The following is a 15,100-nucleotide window of genomic DNA, read 5'->3' as shown; positions in this document are numbered from 1 at the left end:
TAGCAAGCTGATGCAGATCGTTTGACCCCAGGGCCTTATGCGGAGTAATTGAAGCTATCCACTTGCTCCATTACCCAGTCTGTATAACGATTGCGCCGGAACTCCTTCCAATCAGCCTTGTATTTTGATTCATCAATCACATACTTAAATGCTGTATTTGCCTTGGGCTTCGCCAAAGCATCTACGAGATCTTCCGCGAGCGTTTTTTCATTGACAAAGCGATCCACAAAATCCTGCATCATTTGATGCTCCTGTGCTGGCTCTAGTTTGGTAAACTCGGCATAATTTTCCGGAGACTCCTCCACATTATCCAGCAGAGTTTCCTCCTGGGGCGTTAATTCGTAATCGAAGTAATCCTCATCGTCAGGCATGTAAAATATTTTCTTCTTATCTAGCTGATAGAAGCAAACCATCCCTTTGAGAAGTTTGGAAGCAATCAAATCAACTTCCTCTTTGTTAAGTGTAAGCATTAAAAGTTCACTAATCGGTAGGTATACGACGGAAAGATAAGAAAGCCTAAATAATTTCAGCCATGACTTTTTCTAAAATTTTTGGAGGAATTTCATGACCTCCCTCAAATCTTACCTCCTGAGCCTCCTTATCGATTTCTGAAAGTCGCTTTCTCTGTGCTCGAATTATTTCCTCGTTCACAAATTCATCTTGATTCCCATAGGCTACAAGAATCCGAGTTTTTCTGAACTGATCCTCCGCCAGATCAATTTTCAAATCATGGGCCAGAACCCCAGCCCAAAGTATCAGGTAATCAGGTTTAATGTGCCACTCATTCACCCATCGGCTACCTGTGGCCGCTCCTTGAGAAAAGCCGAAAACCGCGATTCTTGGCAGGGTGTCATAAACTTTCAAAACCTCAGACATCAGCGAATCTAGATACACTTTGTTATTAGAAATGGCCAATTCTCGCTCATGCCTAGTCATCCAATTAGCACCTATCCTCCCCTCAAAATCTTTCAAATATTGATAGTTCGTCCCTTCCGGGGCAATCACCAAAACATCCTCACCCGCAAATGGTAAGAACTTTCGAATGAAAAAATCAACCAACTGTCCATATCCATGAAAGCAGATCAAAATCAGATTCTCCTTGCCAGTGGGCTCATGTGAAATAGTATACCTAGCTTGGTAAAAAAACGAATGTGTTTTTTTCATTTAATCTGTCAAATCATTAAAAGATAAGGGCAACAACTCTCGCACTCCAGAGATCCTAACTACCTTTCTTTCCGGCATCAAAATCAGGATTTTAATGGCTTTTTTGAATCTGTTTTCTGTTTCTAAAATAGCCTGTCTGCACAACCCACAGGGAGTTACATAGGCCGACTCGTTTTCTCCCTTTCTTTTAGCGGCTATCGCCAAAGCTTCAGGAGGAGTTTCAGGAAAATTTGCACCTACATAGGCCAATAAAGAGCGCTCAGCGCATACTCCAACCGGAAAACTAACATTCTCCTGATTGTTAGAAGTGAAGACCTGACCATCTATTAAACGGGTTGCCGCGCCAACTTGAAAGCCTGAATAAGGCGCATAGGCTTTGGTCAAAGCTTCTTCAGCTGATATAAGGAGTTCCATCTCCATTGGAGAAAGCTCATCCCAATCCAACTTTTCTATACCCCTATGGTCTTGCATTAATTTTCCGGTGTTTCTGTCCAAAATGATAAAAGAATCAAAATAGACTTTTGTTATCGAAAATACCCAAATAAGGTTTTATCTTCGCCTTTTTTCCTCAACTTTAAAGTGAATTACCCAGATATGAATACCATTCTTTTACTCGGTAGTGGCAAGTCTTCTACCTACCTTATTGACTTTCTGGCTGATACAGCCAAAGCCAAAAATCGAAAGCTAATTCTAGCAGATTTAGATTTAGAATCAGCTCAATCCAAACTCAAAGCCAGGCCAAATACGGTAGCAGTAAAGGTGGACCTGAAGGATGAAAACAGCCTAGAGGAACTCGTTGATAAATCTTCTGTGGTCATATCCATGCTTCCAGCCTTTTTACATCCGGTGATAGCGAAAATAGCGCTGAAAAAAAAGAAGCATTTCTTCAGCGCTTCCTATGAATCTCCAGAAATGAAGGAGATGGCTGAAGAGATAAAAAAATCAAATCTCTTTTTCTTGAATGAATGCGGACTTGACCCTGGTATTGACCATATGTCTGCAATGAAAATTATTAACGAATCCAAAGAAAATGGTGAGACCCTCCGTTCTTTCAAGTCTTTCTGCGGTGGGCTTTTGACCCCGGAATTTGAAAACAATCCCTGGAAGTACAAATTCACCTGGAATCCCAGAAATGTGGTCTTGGCAGGACAGGGAACTTCCAGATATATCGAGCAAGGGAGGTTGAAATTTGTCCCCTATCATAAACTTTTTACTCGAATAGACTTGTTTGAATTTGATGAAATAGGCGAGTATGAAGGCTATCCTAATAGAGATTCATTAAGCTATCGCAAAGTGTATGGCCTTGAGGACATCCCAACAATGAGAAGAGGTACACTCCGACGGGTTGGCTTCACCAAGGCTTGGGATGTCTTTGTGCAGCTTGGGCTCACGGAGGATCACTATGAAGTGAATCTACCCGAGGATTTTACCCTGAGGGATTTCTTCAATACTTTCCTACCCTACCATCCAGATCGCACAGTGGAAGAAAAGTTGGGCGATGCATTTCCTAGTCTTGATTTTCCAACATTTGAAAAAATTCAGTGGTTGGGACTGTTCAGTACAGACCCTGTTCCAATGAGGCAAGGTTCTCCTGCCCAGATTCTTCAGAAAATTTTAGAGAAAAGCTGGACGCTGAATCCTGAAGATAGGGACATGATTGTGATGCAGCATAAATTCGAAATTGAAACCTTGAATGGAACAAAAGAGGTGGTATCAAGTCTGGTCTGCAAAGGAGAGGATTCCGTACATACTGCCATGGCAAAAACCGTTGGGCTGCCATTAGCTCTGGCTGTGGACAAATATTTAGATGGTGAGATTTCTTTAACAGGTTTACATATTCCTGTGATTCCAGAAATCTATCACCCTATTCTTGATGCCTTAGAAAAATTCGGAATTGAGTTTAAGGAAAAAGTTACAGTAACCAATCCTGGCTGATTCATTAGGGATTCCAATCCAATGGTGGCTCTTCATTGGCACCCTCTACCACTCTACAGTCATCAGGAATGATCGCAATTGGCTGAACAAAATCAAGCTCGGTGTTCTTGATATAAATCTCTTGTTTGGTTTCTCCGCCTGCCATAAAATATCCTAAGACCACTTCATCGGGATCATCTAGGCTAATCATATTTCCTGTGATCCGAGCGGGTGGAGGATCAAAAACAGATCCACTGATTTCAGCCTGCTGTTTTACTAACCTTAAGAATCTGTAAGCTTCCTGAGAGATACTGATCTGACTCAAATCCACCCTATAAGTATCTGCAAACCTAAGCCCATTATCTGGAATGAAGCCAGCTGGTATTGTGGTACTCAACCCGTTAAAATTATCATCATTTGCTATAAAAATGGATTGATTTCCAGGAGCCGACTCATCTCTCCAACATACAAAACAACAGTCTTTCGGAGCAGGGGCTCTTCCTGGAGGTGGTGTGAAGTATAGATCTGGCCGCGTAAATAAAACGTAAGTTGCCTCAGAATTCCTCCAGAAATAGAAGTTATTTTCCTCCACCGGGTCATTGATATCTACAATGAACTGGACGCCGGATTCTGGATTTACTTCCCCTTCCACCGGAATCTCCACGGATTGGTAACTCACGTTTTCCATCTGGGTAGGTGCTGCTACTTTTTCAGGTAATGAGGTATAAACTTTCCCGTCATTTAATTGAATCTGAAGAGTATAGGAATTCCCAACTTCTGCCTTAAAATTAGATGGAGTTAAATAAGACCCTCTATTATCTAAATCTTCCTGAAGAAAAGTCACATTTCCTAAATTATCCCTTATTACCACTGTAGCCTCCCTTACAGGTCTGATCAAGCCTTCAAAAACGCTTCCATAAGTATCTCCACGAGTAATCCTGATTTGGTGAGCTCGCTCTATCGTGGTCACATATCCTTCAATGGTAAGGTACTGAGGTCCCTCAGGTACCTCTACCACAAATGGATCAATACAGCCCGAAAGGGCAATTAAAGCGAATAAGAAAATCTTTCTCATTATTGACGGTAGATTACTCCTTCCCATTTAATTTGGATTCCAGTTTGGAGGAACTTCTCTGGTAGTATTAGGCAATACCCGACAATCATCTGGAATTATGGTTACTGGCTGACGAAAATCCATATCCACAGCATTAATGTAAATTTCCTGTTTTGCTTCAGCACCTGCCATGAAATAGCCTAGAACCACTTCTTCCGGATTGTCCAGGCTAATCATATTTCCTCGGATATTTGCTGGCGGAGGATCAAAAACAGAACCACTGACTTCTGTCTGTTGCTTAACCAATCGCAAAAACCTATAGGCTTCAGCTGAAACTGAAATCTGACTAATTTCAGCTCTATGGGTTTCAACGAATCTGATACCGTCATCCTCAATAAACCCAACAGGCAGCTTGGTATTCAGACCATTAAAGCTGTCGTCATTCGCGATGAAAATTCCAGTATTTCCAAAGGTTTCCGTTTGGAAGCAAGTATCGCAACAATCCTTAGGATCAGGATCTCTGTTTGGTTCCAGATCGGACGGTCGCTCCGTAAAAAGATCAGGGCGCGTTTTAAGTATAAAAGTAGAAGTCCCTGTTCTCCAAAAATAAAAATTGTCTTGATCTGCGGGATCGTCCAAATCTGCGATCAGTTGCACTCCGGATCTCTCGTTTGTCTCACCCTCTACGGGAATTCTTACTATTTGATAATCCAGACTTTTTATCTCGGGCACAGACTCTATCCTTTCTGGCAAAGAGGTATAAACTTGTCCCTCATTTAGCTGAATTTGTAAAGTATAACTTCTCCCAACCACAGCTCTATAGCCCTCTGGTGTAAAATAACTACCACGGTTATCGAGATCTTCAGCCAAAAAAGTAACATTTCCAAGATTGTCTCTTATAATCACAGTAGCCTCCCGAACAGGTCTAACCAGTCCTTCGAAGGCACTCCCATATGTGGCACTCCTGCTAAGCTTGATAACATGAGGTCCCTCTTCCGTAGTCAAAAAACCCTCTACTGTGAGTAGTTGAGGACCTTCCTCCACATCCACCTCGTATGGATCGATACATGCCAGCAGCAAAAGCAATAACAAATAAATGTATCTCCTCATCCTTTAGAAATTTATTGCATAGCTTAAACTAGGAAGGGGTACACCTAAAATTGCCAAACGCAAAGCCTGAGGTGGTGCACCAGCTTCATCCACGAAGAATAGAGAGAATGGATTCTTTCTTCCATAAACATTCAGAACAGCAAAAGTCCAGTTACCATCAAAGAATTTTCCTTTGCCCTTGAGCTTAAAATTCACAGACATGTCTAGCCTGTGAAAATCCGGAATTCTTTGCTCATTCCTTAAATTGAAGTAAGCCAAGTTATTCCCAGAGAAATCAAATTTCGCCTCAGGGAATGTAACAGGTCGCCCTGTACTATATCCAAATGTTGCTGAAATAGAAGTGTTTGTGCTAACCTTATAATTTCCGATCAACGTAAGCACATGGGGCTTATCAAAATTGGAGGCAAACCATTCTCCATCATTTATAATTTCCTCTTCATACGGTGTAATTACTCGTCTTAAGGAACGGGAGTAGGTATAAGAAACCCAACCCGTCAATCTACCCAGATTCTTTTTGACATAAAGTTCCACACCATAAGACTGACCCTGTGCTGGCACCAGTTCTGTTTCGATGTGGTTTTGCAAAATGAGATTTGCACCATCCTTATACTCAACCACATTTTCCTGATCCTTGTAATAAACCTCAACCGATGTCTCAAAAATATTCCCCTTGAAATTCTTATAGAATCCTAGGGAGTATTGATCCACTACCTGAGGCTCAATAAAGGTATCACTGAGCTTCCAAACATCAGTTGGTGCTATGGTGGCTGTATTAGAAATTAGATGAATAAACTGGTACATTTTATTGTATCCGAGCTTCACAGAAGTAGACTTATTGAAAGAATATCTCAATGACGCTCTGGGACCTAAGCCATCATATGTAGTGATTTGGTCTCCATCTCCGAAGGTGGTTTCACCAATTGCACTTCCATCAGTTACAGGTTGATTTGGGGCATATTCTCTTACCGTTCTTGGGCCCAGGTATTGATAGGTATCATACCTCAACCCGTAGGAAACGCCAACTTTTTCACCCAGCTCAAACTCATGTTGGAAGTGGATTCCTGCTTCTGTCCCGAATTCATCCTGTACTTTTTGAGGCAAAATTCCAGATTCTGGACCGCTCGTAGGTATTAGTTCTCCAGGCTGAATTCTTACCTGTTTATATTCTCCACCTACGGTAATTCTATTTGTTTCAGAAAATCCATATTGGAGAAAAAGCTTTCCTCCGATATCCTCTACTCCAGAATTAAGATCGAAGTCATTTACACTTCCGGCTTCATTAAATATGCTATAATCATATTGCGAAAGGTACCCTAAGGCTTCAAGATTCAGCTTTGGCGTAAGCTGGCTTTTCCACTGCAAGGAGTGACTGGTATTCTTCCAGGAAATCGTGGTATCAGATGCAAAACCGAAGTCGTCATAGCTAGTGTAGAAGCTATAAGTAAATTCATTATTCTCAGACACCGGAGCACTTATGATCAGATTCGCATCATAGAAGGATGCCTGTGAATTTTTCAGGTCTGGATTACTTAAGGAATTTAAAAACCAATTAATGTAAGAGCCTCGAATTCCTCCACGAATAGAAACTTTGTCCTTCACTAAAGGACCGTTTACAGATAGTTTCCCTGAATAATTACTCAGCATCAAATCACCTCCCCATTTATCTACACTCCCGGCTTTTGGGGTAATATCTAAAATGGAAGAGGCTCTCCCTCCAAATCTTGAAGGAATTACCGACTTATAAAGTGTCACCTGATTTACCATGTCAGGATTAAAGGAGGTAAAAAGCCCAAACAAGTGCGTAGGATTATAAACCGGCGCACCAGCAAACTGAATCAGGTTTTGATCTGCGCCTCCACCTCTTACGTTTAATCCCGCTGAGGCCTCTCCTACCTGTGTAACCCCAGGTAAAGTTGCCATGGACTGTATGATATCCACTTCTCCCAAAAAGGGTGGCAACTCCTTAAGTGTATTCATACTGAGGGTCACTGCTCCCATATCCGTAGAACGAATATTTTTATCGGGATCTCGACCAAAAATGACTACATCCTCCAGCTCGAAATCCTCCTGAATCATTCTTATAAGGATTCTTCCATCACCCACAGCAGTAATCGGATATTGAACTTCCTCATATCCCACATATCGAAAGACCAGATTATACTCCGCTCTTTCCAAGACCAAATCAAATGTTCCATTATTATCCGAGACGAAAACCTCACCGGTTTCTGGTAAAGAAACCGTAGCACCCACCAAGGCTTCTCCGGTGATTTCGTCGATTACCCTTGCGGAGATTCTTATGCCATTAAGCTGTCCAATGTCCCGCCCAATAACTTCTCTTTTTACTTCGGTTTGTGCCAAAGCTAAATGTGATAGAAGGAGTAAACAGGCTAGTAAAAGTTTTTTCATGTATTCGAATTTATATGCCTGAAGGATCAAATTTTACTAAGGGTAAGGGTTGATCTCCAACCACAGATAACTCAGGAACTCTCAAGAAATAAAGAAACCCATCACTCACCCAGTAGCCTCCATTTAGATTTTGGGAGATACCAGGCACATCATTTTTTGCTGTCCAAATTCTACTCTCCATATTCCATTCCCACATTTCCGTGGCCCTGCGATATGCACCCACATACACTCGATCTCCGATTACCTGTGCTATGGGATAGCCTTGTCCAGTACTTCCAGGGAAAAAACCTGCTTCTTCCCAAGTATCTGAAAAGGGAATATATTTCACGATGTTACCATTAGAGTTTATGAAATACCTCTCGTTTTGATAGGTGAAACTTCCAAGACTTTGGTCTATAGGAAATGGGGCTTCGGCGATTTGTGTCCAAAGACCAGTACTGGTTTCATATCTCCATCCTGCCTGTGGATTACCTTCTTTTCCACCAATGACAAACAGAAATTCCCCAACTTCGAATGCAATTGATTCCCTGCTGTCAAATGGCATGTCTGCTAATTGAACAAAAGAGCTTCCATTGAACCGATAAAAATTTCGATTGATCAGGAAAGGATCTCTTCCTAGTTCACGAATTCCGCCACCTAGATAATTTTCGGTTGCCCAGCCAAAAGATCGGTTGGTACCTTCAAAAGGTACCTGAACCCAGGAATCTGCCCCAGGATTATATTTGAAGATGTTCGAATAAAAAGAGGTGCCTCTTACAGAACCCAAACCAACAAAAAACTCATCTCCCCTTTGAAAGAATAAGTTATCAATGAGCCTTACATTTTGAGGGAATTGGCTGACTGTCTCATAGGTTCCGATCTGATACTCAAAAGGGAAATCAAAAACCAACTCCCGGTCTTGCACCACCACCCGAAGTGGAACAGTAGCCGAAGTCGTAGCTGATGGGATGATTACTCTTAATCTTGTCTCAAACAGGATTTCAGTAACTGCCGCCTCTTGATCCCCAAAGAAGACCCGGGTATCTTCTGTGAAATTTCTTCCGAATATGAATATCTCAGATCCTTCTTTTCCAAAGTTAGGCTCGAAACTCTCCAGTCCTGGTTCCAAAGTACTCAACTCTATAGTGTTACCAAATTCGAGGCCTGCACCCAAATCCATATAAGCTCGAGCAAAATAAGTCTGCCCTACTTTCAAGCCAGTCACCTCACCAATAAACCTTCCCGGTCCTTCCTTTGGACCGAGGGTAATTAGTATGGGGGAGGTAAAATCCTGATTCTCGGATAACTGAAACCCGTGATCGCTGGGATTGATCGCTTGATTGGTAATTAATCTTCCAAGGAGTCTGGCCTGCTCACCGCTGGTGAGAAGTACTTCCTCGGTCACAAGGATGGTAGTCTCGGGATCGTCTTCTTCACAAGACGAAAAAAGAACCGATGCCATCATGAGCAAAAGAAGCAAATATCGCTGCATGAAAACTTTTCTGGTTTAGTTCAAGATGTCAAAAATAGACTAATTAAGTGTTGAATCAATACCACCAAACTACATTTTAATTAAAATCAAAAGTCAGCGTAAAAAGAGGGTATTTGGATTAAAAATCTAATAAAAATTCCGAGAGTAACCTTTTATACTGCAGGCTGTGCTCTTCAGATTCATCTCTCAGGTATAATTTTTCAAGAGAACCTTCCTTCTCCTCCCAAGAAAATCTTTGGATTTCACGGTGTTGCTTTTTCTTAGGATTGTGGAAAATCTTCAAAGAATAATCCGAATGTAAGCCAGCTGACTTAGCTATCAAGCAAAAGTCCTTCATCTGCCTGGGTGGTAGTATACACCAAAACTCACCCTTAGGCGAAAGCAATCTTTGAATTGATTTAACTAAGTCCTCAAACGACAGACTGTCCGTATGTAAAGCCTTATTTTTTTGAAGATCATTTGATTTCAAATGATCGCTGAAAAAGGGAGGGTTACTGACAATCAAATCAAAGGTGCCTTCTGGAATAAAACCCTGAATGGAACTATGGACAGCTTGAAGACGATCTGAAAAAATACTTGCCATAAAATTTTCCTTGCATTGCATAAAGCCTGCCTTATCTAACTCAATTCCTGTCACCTTAGCATTAGGGAACCTTTGCGCCAGCATCAATGAAATTACTCCAGTTCCCGCTCCAATGTCAAGAATATGCTTTGGGTCACCAGAACTGGCTTTGGCCCCCAACAGCACAGCATCGGTGCTCACTTTCATGGCACAGCGATCCTGATTTACCAAAAACTGCTTGAACTGAAACCAGGAGTTCGCCATTAGTTCCTGGCCCTGCTTAGAAAATTCATATGAAATCTTGGTCTTTGGTCTTCCATCACATTCAGATCATCATCCGATACTCTTTTCACACTTTCGATCGTGTAAAATGCCTTATCATCCAGACTTTTCAATTTGGCGATAAACTCTGGAAGTGCATCCCTTTTCATCACCGTGAAAGTAAGCTGAACTTTTCCATATCGACCTTCGGCACCCACATTGGTAAAGCGGTAATCCTTCTCTCGCATGTAATCCAAAAGTTCGGTTAGAGGCTTGGGAGTGATGACCCGGACCAGCACCCTACCAAGGGCTAGTCTCTCTTCAAAATACATCCCTACATAAGTTCCGGCCCCAAAACCAGAGGCATAAGCAATATAGGATAGTGGGTTATCAATATTTTGGAAAATCTGGCCGATGGCCAAAAGCCAAATCATAGACTCCAAGAATCCTAAAATCGGCACAATGGTTTTTTTGCCATTCATCATAAACATGATGCGAAGAGTATTTATGGACACATCTCCTACCCGTGCAAGGAAAATCAAAACCGGCATTATGAAGTAGGTAAACCAGTCCTCAGAAAGGCCTAAAGAAAGTAGAAAATCACTCATTTATAAAATGGATTTTTGCGGTGCAAAAGTAGCTTATTTTTAAATTATTAAGCCCGAAAAAATCTGATGTCAAATGGTTTTATTTTGGCCGGAGTGATAGCCAAAATAGATGAATAAGCCCGTGAAAATCAGCATGAACCAAATAAGAAAATCCCAATTATTAAAAAGGTCCAGACTCCATCCGAAAAGAAATGGGCCAATGGCTGCCAGGTAATACCCAATGGATTGGACCATAGCCGAAAGATTTGAGGTGGTTTGATCTTCAGATGTGCGCAAAGAAATAAATACATACCCTATACTCAGGCTTGCTCCCATGCAAATTCCAATCACCGTTAAACATAGATAGGTGAGGCATTCCACTTCTATAAGTAAAGCTCCAAAAGCGATAATGTAAAAAGCCCCTATACCTATGGTAAAGGTAGATTGTTGCTTCAGTCGCATGATTAAACTAGGAGCGAAATAAGAGCCAATCAGCCCAAAAAGCTGCATAACAGAAGAAATTACTCCGGCTTCTACAGGACTCCATCCACGATTAATGAGCATATCAGGGAGCCAGGTGGAAAAGGTGAAATAAATCACTGACTGGCTTCCCATGAAAAGGGTGACAAACCAGCCCAATTTTGATTTCCACACGTTTTTACCTCCAATCGTATTTGGCCTGAAACTTCTTTTGCTCCGCAACTGAGGAATCCAAACCAGCAAAGCTAAAAGCATTAAAACTACCCAGGAAGCCAATGAACCTCTCCAGCCTAGATCCAAATCCACTGCGATGGGAACAGAAACTCCGGCTGCCACAGCTGCTGAGAGTGACATCATAGTTGCCATCAAGGCGGTCATCAAACCTAATTTTTGCGGCAACTGGATTTTAATCAAAGGAATCAGAAGAACATTCGCGATTACAATTCCAACTCCCGTCAGGGCGGTTCCAATAAGCAACAAGGAAACATCACCAATCACGCGAATGACAACTCCGAAGGCTAGCAGAGCAATACCAAAAAAAATAGCTTTGCCATAGCCAAGACGCTGTCCAATCTTTGGTGCTACCAAAGAGAAAGACGCGAAAGTCAACAAGGGTAAGGTGGTTAGAAATCCCGCCAACCCATTACTCATCCCTAAATCCTCCCGTATAAACGGAATCAATGGCCCAACCGAAGCTATGGAGGTTCTGAGATTAAGAGAGACCAAAATGATCCCTGCTATCAGAAAAAAATGTCCGGGTTTAGTTGAATTCAAGGTTGGAGTTCAATATCGGTGGCAAAGGTAGCTGAACTCCCTGAATCAATTTGAATTAAGCATGACTTTCCACCAGGTCTTTTACACAATCCACCCAAGTGTCGTTTGAATTAAGGCTGGGAACTAAATCCCAATCTTCTCCACCTAATTCCTCAAATTGCTCCTTGTACTCCTCACCGACTTCCACGGTGGTTTCCAAACAGTCAGCAACAAAGGCAGGTGAGAAAACCAAAACCTTTTTCACTCCTTCATTTGCCAGCTCCTTGATCATGTCCTCTGTATACGGCTTCACCCATGGGTCATTTCCTAATCTAGATTGGAAGCAGGTAACCACTTTATCTTTTGGCAGCCCAAGTTTTTCAGAAACCAATCTGGTGGTATGAAAGCACTGTGCTCTATAGCAGAACTGATTGGATGGACCATAGGCCTCACAGCAGCTTCCAAGCTTACAGTGTCCACCTACTGAGCCTTTACGAATTTGCCTTTCCGGCAAGCCATGATAAGAAAAGAGATACTTATCGTAATCCTGAGCTTTCATCATTTCCTCCCCTAGCTCCTGCCAGGCCTTTAGAAATAGTGGGTGCTCCACAAAGTTGCTGATAAAGGAAATCTCAGGAATAATCTGCCAGCCCCGGGCAATTTCCATCACCCTATCAATCACAGAACCGTTTGTAGCAGAAGCGTACTGAGGGAAAAGAGGAAGGACAATGATTTTTCGAACTTTTGCATCCTGAAGCTTTTTAAGCCCTTCATCAATACTTGGATTCTGATAGCGCATCGCCATGCTTACCACATACTCGCTATTATCGAGCTTTTCGATAAGCTTATCTCTGAGATCTTCGGTATGAAATAGCAGAGGCGAGCCGCGGTCAGTCCAAAGCTTTCTGTATTCTGCTGCGGATTTGGGTGCGCGGAAAGGAGCAATGATGAGATTCACCAACATCCATCTCGGGATAAAAGGGAAATCGATCACTCTTCCATCCATCAGGAATTCGCGAAGATATTTTCTTACATCGCCTGTTTTAGTACTGTCTGGGGTTCCTAGGTTAACCAGCAAGACGCCGATTTTTCCTGTTTTTGCCATGTTTTTGGGGTAGCTTTAAATAACTTACTCAAGACAACTCAAAATTAAGGCAGAAAGTTAGATCCGCCTAATTGAATTTGACAATGATGGTTAGGCTAAAGCTTTCGGACAAAATCCTAACTCCGCCTTCTTGCATAAGCCATGAGTGGCCCGGAAGAAATGCTAGAGAGCAAAGCCAAAATCACCAGGCCAATAAACAAAGACTCAGTTATCAGCCCTGTTTCTAAAGCAATCAAGCCAAGGATGATATCCATACTTCCTCTGGTGCTCATACCAAAACCAACCACTACCGATTCTGACCTTTTTATTCCTGCAAACCTGCCTCCCAAATAGGCTCCAAAGTATTTGGTAAGGAATCCTACAATGACCACCACTCCTACTATTCCAAGGTCAAAGGAATCGATGAAATTGACCTTTAGACCAATCGAAACAAAGAAGATGGGAGCAAAAATATTGTTGATAAATTGGTGAAGAATTTCCTTTGCTTTTTCGGTCAAGTGCTCCGAATCGCCAAAGGCAACACCAATGATGAAAGCTCCAAAAATCGCGTGAATCCCAATAAATTCAGTGAAGGAAGCTGCCAGAAAGCAGATCGCCAGCGACAGGGAAAGTAAACCTCCAGGCCAGGCGAGTTTCTTATTCACCCAAGGTAAAGTCCGATTGATGATCCCCTTTCCGAGCGTTAACATAAAGAAGGTAAACAGCAGAGTTAAACCAATCGTGGGAAGGACTCCAAGTCCATCTTGCCCCGATTCAGAAAGGGATAAAATCACTGAAAACACGATCCAGCCAAGAATGTCCACAATCATCGCTGAGGCAATAATCAAAAGCCCAGTATTGGTTTTGAACAGGTCAAGGTCCATCAGTATTCTGGCAACCACAGCCAATGCAGTAATGGAAATCGCCAAACCAAAAAAAGTAGAAGCGACTATTCGGTCATTGATGTTTACACCCAGAAACTCAGGAAAGGCAAATGCGACCACAAACCCTGCGATTATCGGAAGCACCATGGATGCTACGGCAATTTTCATGGCATTTTTACCCTGATTCCAAACCACCTGCAACTCCACTTCCAGACCGGCTATAAATAGTAATAAGACTACTGCGATTTGAACAAAACCGTCCAAGGCAATATTTGCCATGGGATGGGTGGCAAAAAGGTAATCCTGAATACCGGGAAAGAAATTTCCAAGGATTGTAGGACCAATTATGATCCCTGCAAGAATCTCACCCACTACCGCTGGTTGCTTGAATTTTCTTGCTACCTCTGCAAAAACTCTTGCCATAATCAGCATGACGGCAAGTTGAAGTAGTAGGTTGATAACCTCTTTATGGTTTAGAGTTTCCATCGAGATTACCTTTTAATAAGTAAGAGATTGCAGGGAAGGGTACTAAGGAGTTCTTCCAGATCATGCGGGAAAATTCGATCAAAAAAGTTTAGCCGTTTTCCATCCCCCACCACAAGTAGATCGGCCTCAATTTTCTCACAAAATTTTGCTAACTCTATTGCCCATTTCCCTCCTGTAACTTTAATATTTACCCGAAGATCATCGTGTGGGATTTGATCAAGAATTTTCTGAACGTAATCCATTTCATTTTGGACAAGTTGTCTTCTGGTATTGGCCACTTCCTCTTCGCTGTCTTCACTAGCCGTACCCATTTGAAGACCATACATTTTAATTTCATTAAGAATATGAACTTGATCGGTATGGACTATTTGGGCAAACTTAATTCCCCGCTCTATGACCATTGGAGTGATGGTGAGTTGGGTTCCGTTAATGACCACCTTAGAAAATTTACTAGGCTTGGTCTGGGGGTCAATTAAAGTCATCACTGAGCAATGTGATTTCCGAATAATTTTCCTTGCCACAGAGCCCAGGTAATAAGTCAGAAAGCCCTCTTTTTTTAAAGCTCCGGTGACTAGCAAATCAACGTCATTCTCCCGACAAGCTTCCAGGATCATTTTGACTGGCTTCCCTTCTTTCCAGATTAATTTTGTAGGGAGGTTGGAAAGGCCATTTTCATTCATGGCAACCTGAATTTTTTGTTCAGCTTCCTCTGTTTTTTGGCCCACATGGATCAAAAAAAGCTCGGACTCGAAGGTCTCAACAATACTTCTGGTCTCAGCAAGCAAGGCCTCCATTCTTGGAGAAAAAGCAAAGGCAAGGGCGATTTTCTTAAACATCAGGCGATTCTATTTGACTAAAAAACGGAAAAAAACTTCATCTCTGCA

At 42.0% G+C, this 15,100-nt stretch carries 14 protein-coding genes; 1 reads left to right on the top strand and 13 read right to left on the bottom strand.

The window, feature by feature from the left end; all coding sequences use genetic code 11:
* Positions 1-35: 35 nt before the first annotated feature.
* Genes QVH07_RS12370 through QVH07_RS12360 form a run of 3 tightly spaced genes read right to left on the bottom strand, consistent with a single transcriptional unit; the run spans position 36 to position 1,635 of the window.
* Positions 36-470 carry a UPF0158 family protein gene (locus QVH07_RS12370; protein WP_290000793.1) on the bottom strand — a complete coding sequence of 145 codons (435 nt, stop codon included), beginning with the start codon at positions 468-470 and terminating at the stop codon, positions 36-38.
* A gap of 46 nt (positions 471-516) precedes the next feature.
* The gene (locus tag QVH07_RS12365; RefSeq protein ID WP_290000792.1) at positions 517-1,164 is read right to left on the bottom strand and encodes an alpha/beta hydrolase; all 648 of its coding nucleotides are present in this window, start codon (positions 1,162-1,164) and stop codon (positions 517-519) included.
* A complete protein-coding gene (locus tag QVH07_RS12360) occupies positions 1,165-1,635 on the bottom strand; it encodes a cytidine deaminase (RefSeq protein ID WP_290000791.1) in 471 nt (156 codons plus the stop codon). It lies immediately after the preceding gene.
* Between the two features lie 123 nt (positions 1,636-1,758).
* Here QVH07_RS12360 and QVH07_RS12355 point away from each other — a divergent pair, with 123 nt between their 5' ends.
* Positions 1,759-3,099 carry a saccharopine dehydrogenase C-terminal domain-containing protein gene (locus tag QVH07_RS12355; protein WP_290000790.1) on the top strand — a complete coding sequence of 447 codons (1,341 nt, stop codon included), beginning with the start codon at positions 1,759-1,761 and terminating at the stop codon, positions 3,097-3,099.
* A 4-nt stretch (positions 3,100-3,103) separates the two neighbouring features.
* Here QVH07_RS12355 and QVH07_RS12350 read toward each other — a convergent pair whose 3' ends face one another.
* From QVH07_RS12350 to QVH07_RS12305, 10 genes are all read right to left on the bottom strand, one after another.
* A complete protein-coding gene (locus QVH07_RS12350; RefSeq protein WP_290000789.1) occupies positions 3,104-4,153 on the bottom strand; it encodes a DUF4249 domain-containing protein in 1,050 nt (349 codons plus the stop codon).
* Positions 4,154-4,180: 27 nt separating this feature from the next.
* On the bottom strand, positions 4,181-5,242 hold the full coding sequence (locus QVH07_RS12345) for a DUF4249 domain-containing protein (RefSeq protein ID WP_290000788.1): 1,062 nt from the start codon (positions 5,240-5,242) through the stop codon (positions 4,181-4,183).
* A 3-nt stretch (positions 5,243-5,245) separates the two neighbouring features.
* Complete coding sequence (locus QVH07_RS12340; RefSeq protein WP_290000787.1) at positions 5,246-7,648, bottom strand: TonB-dependent receptor; 2,403 nt, start codon at positions 7,646-7,648, stop codon at positions 5,246-5,248.
* A 10-nt stretch (positions 7,649-7,658) separates the two neighbouring features.
* Entirely contained in the window at positions 7,659-9,119 is a 1,461-nt protein-coding gene (locus tag QVH07_RS12335; protein WP_290000786.1) for an IPT/TIG domain-containing protein, read from the bottom strand.
* 118 nt (positions 9,120-9,237) lie between these two features.
* Positions 9,238-9,945, bottom strand: a complete 708-nt coding sequence (locus tag QVH07_RS12330) for a tRNA1(Val) (adenine(37)-N6)-methyltransferase (RefSeq protein WP_290000785.1) — start codon at positions 9,943-9,945, stop codon at positions 9,238-9,240.
* On the bottom strand, positions 9,945-10,550 hold the full coding sequence (locus QVH07_RS12325; protein WP_290000784.1) for a DUF2179 domain-containing protein: 606 nt from the start codon (positions 10,548-10,550) through the stop codon (positions 9,945-9,947). Before QVH07_RS12325 ends, QVH07_RS12330 begins: the two co-directional genes overlap by 1 nt.
* A 69-nt stretch (positions 10,551-10,619) precedes the next feature.
* A complete protein-coding gene (locus tag QVH07_RS12320; protein ID WP_290000783.1) occupies positions 10,620-11,783 on the bottom strand; it encodes a CynX/NimT family MFS transporter in 1,164 nt (387 codons plus the stop codon).
* Between the two features lie 55 nt (positions 11,784-11,838).
* Positions 11,839-12,867, bottom strand: a complete 1,029-nt coding sequence (gene hemH, locus QVH07_RS12315) for a ferrochelatase (protein WP_290000782.1) — start codon at positions 12,865-12,867, stop codon at positions 11,839-11,841.
* A 116-nt stretch (positions 12,868-12,983) separates the two neighbouring features.
* The gene (locus tag QVH07_RS12310) at positions 12,984-14,216 is read right to left on the bottom strand and encodes a cation:proton antiporter (protein WP_290000781.1); all 1,233 of its coding nucleotides are present in this window, start codon (positions 14,214-14,216) and stop codon (positions 12,984-12,986) included.
* Positions 14,217-14,221: 5 nt separating this feature from the next.
* Entirely contained in the window at positions 14,222-15,052 is an 831-nt protein-coding gene (locus tag QVH07_RS12305) for a universal stress protein (RefSeq protein ID WP_290000780.1), read from the bottom strand.
* Between the last annotated feature and the right edge of the window lie 48 nt (positions 15,053-15,100).

The organism is Algoriphagus sediminis (assembly GCF_030403435.1).
Classification (GTDB): domain Bacteria; phylum Bacteroidota; class Bacteroidia; order Cytophagales; family Cyclobacteriaceae; genus Algoriphagus; species Algoriphagus sediminis.
The sequence above is the reverse complement of the archived record's forward strand: the minus strand, read 5'-3'. Positions and strand labels throughout refer to the sequence as shown.

What these genes read in the sequence shown, in the direction of transcription:
- QVH07_RS12370 (WP_290000793.1), bottom strand. Translation starts at nt 470, where the DNA reads ATGCTTACACTTAACAAAGAGGAAGTTGATTTGATTGCTTCCAAACTT.
- QVH07_RS12365 (WP_290000792.1), bottom strand. Translation starts at nt 1,164, where the DNA reads ATGAAAAAAACACATTCGTTTTTTTACCAAGCTAGGTATACTATTTCA.
- QVH07_RS12360 (WP_290000791.1), bottom strand. Translation starts at nt 1,635, where the DNA reads ATGCAAGACCATAGGGGTATAGAAAAGTTGGATTGGGATGAGCTTTCT.
- QVH07_RS12355 (WP_290000790.1), top strand. Translation starts at nt 1,759, where the DNA reads ATGAATACCATTCTTTTACTCGGTAGTGGCAAGTCTTCTACCTACCTT.
- QVH07_RS12350 (WP_290000789.1), bottom strand. Translation starts at nt 4,153, where the DNA reads ATGAGAAAGATTTTCTTATTCGCTTTAATTGCCCTTTCGGGCTGTATT.
- QVH07_RS12345 (WP_290000788.1), bottom strand. Translation starts at nt 5,242, where the DNA reads ATGAGGAGATACATTTATTTGTTATTGCTTTTGCTGCTGGCATGTATC.
- QVH07_RS12340 (WP_290000787.1), bottom strand. Translation starts at nt 7,648, where the DNA reads ATGAAAAAACTTTTACTAGCCTGTTTACTCCTTCTATCACATTTAGCT.
- QVH07_RS12335 (WP_290000786.1), bottom strand. Translation starts at nt 9,119, where the DNA reads ATGCAGCGATATTTGCTTCTTTTGCTCATGATGGCATCGGTTCTTTTT.
- QVH07_RS12330 (WP_290000785.1), bottom strand. Translation starts at nt 9,945, where the DNA reads ATGGCGAACTCCTGGTTTCAGTTCAAGCAGTTTTTGGTAAATCAGGAT.
- QVH07_RS12325 (WP_290000784.1), bottom strand. Translation starts at nt 10,550, where the DNA reads ATGAGTGATTTTCTACTTTCTTTAGGCCTTTCTGAGGACTGGTTTACC.
- hemH (WP_290000782.1), bottom strand. Translation starts at nt 12,867, where the DNA reads ATGGCAAAAACAGGAAAAATCGGCGTCTTGCTGGTTAACCTAGGAACC.
- QVH07_RS12310 (WP_290000781.1), bottom strand. Translation starts at nt 14,216, where the DNA reads ATGGAAACTCTAAACCATAAAGAGGTTATCAACCTACTACTTCAACTT.
- QVH07_RS12305 (WP_290000780.1), bottom strand. Translation starts at nt 15,052, where the DNA reads ATGTTTAAGAAAATCGCCCTTGCCTTTGCTTTTTCTCCAAGAATGGAG.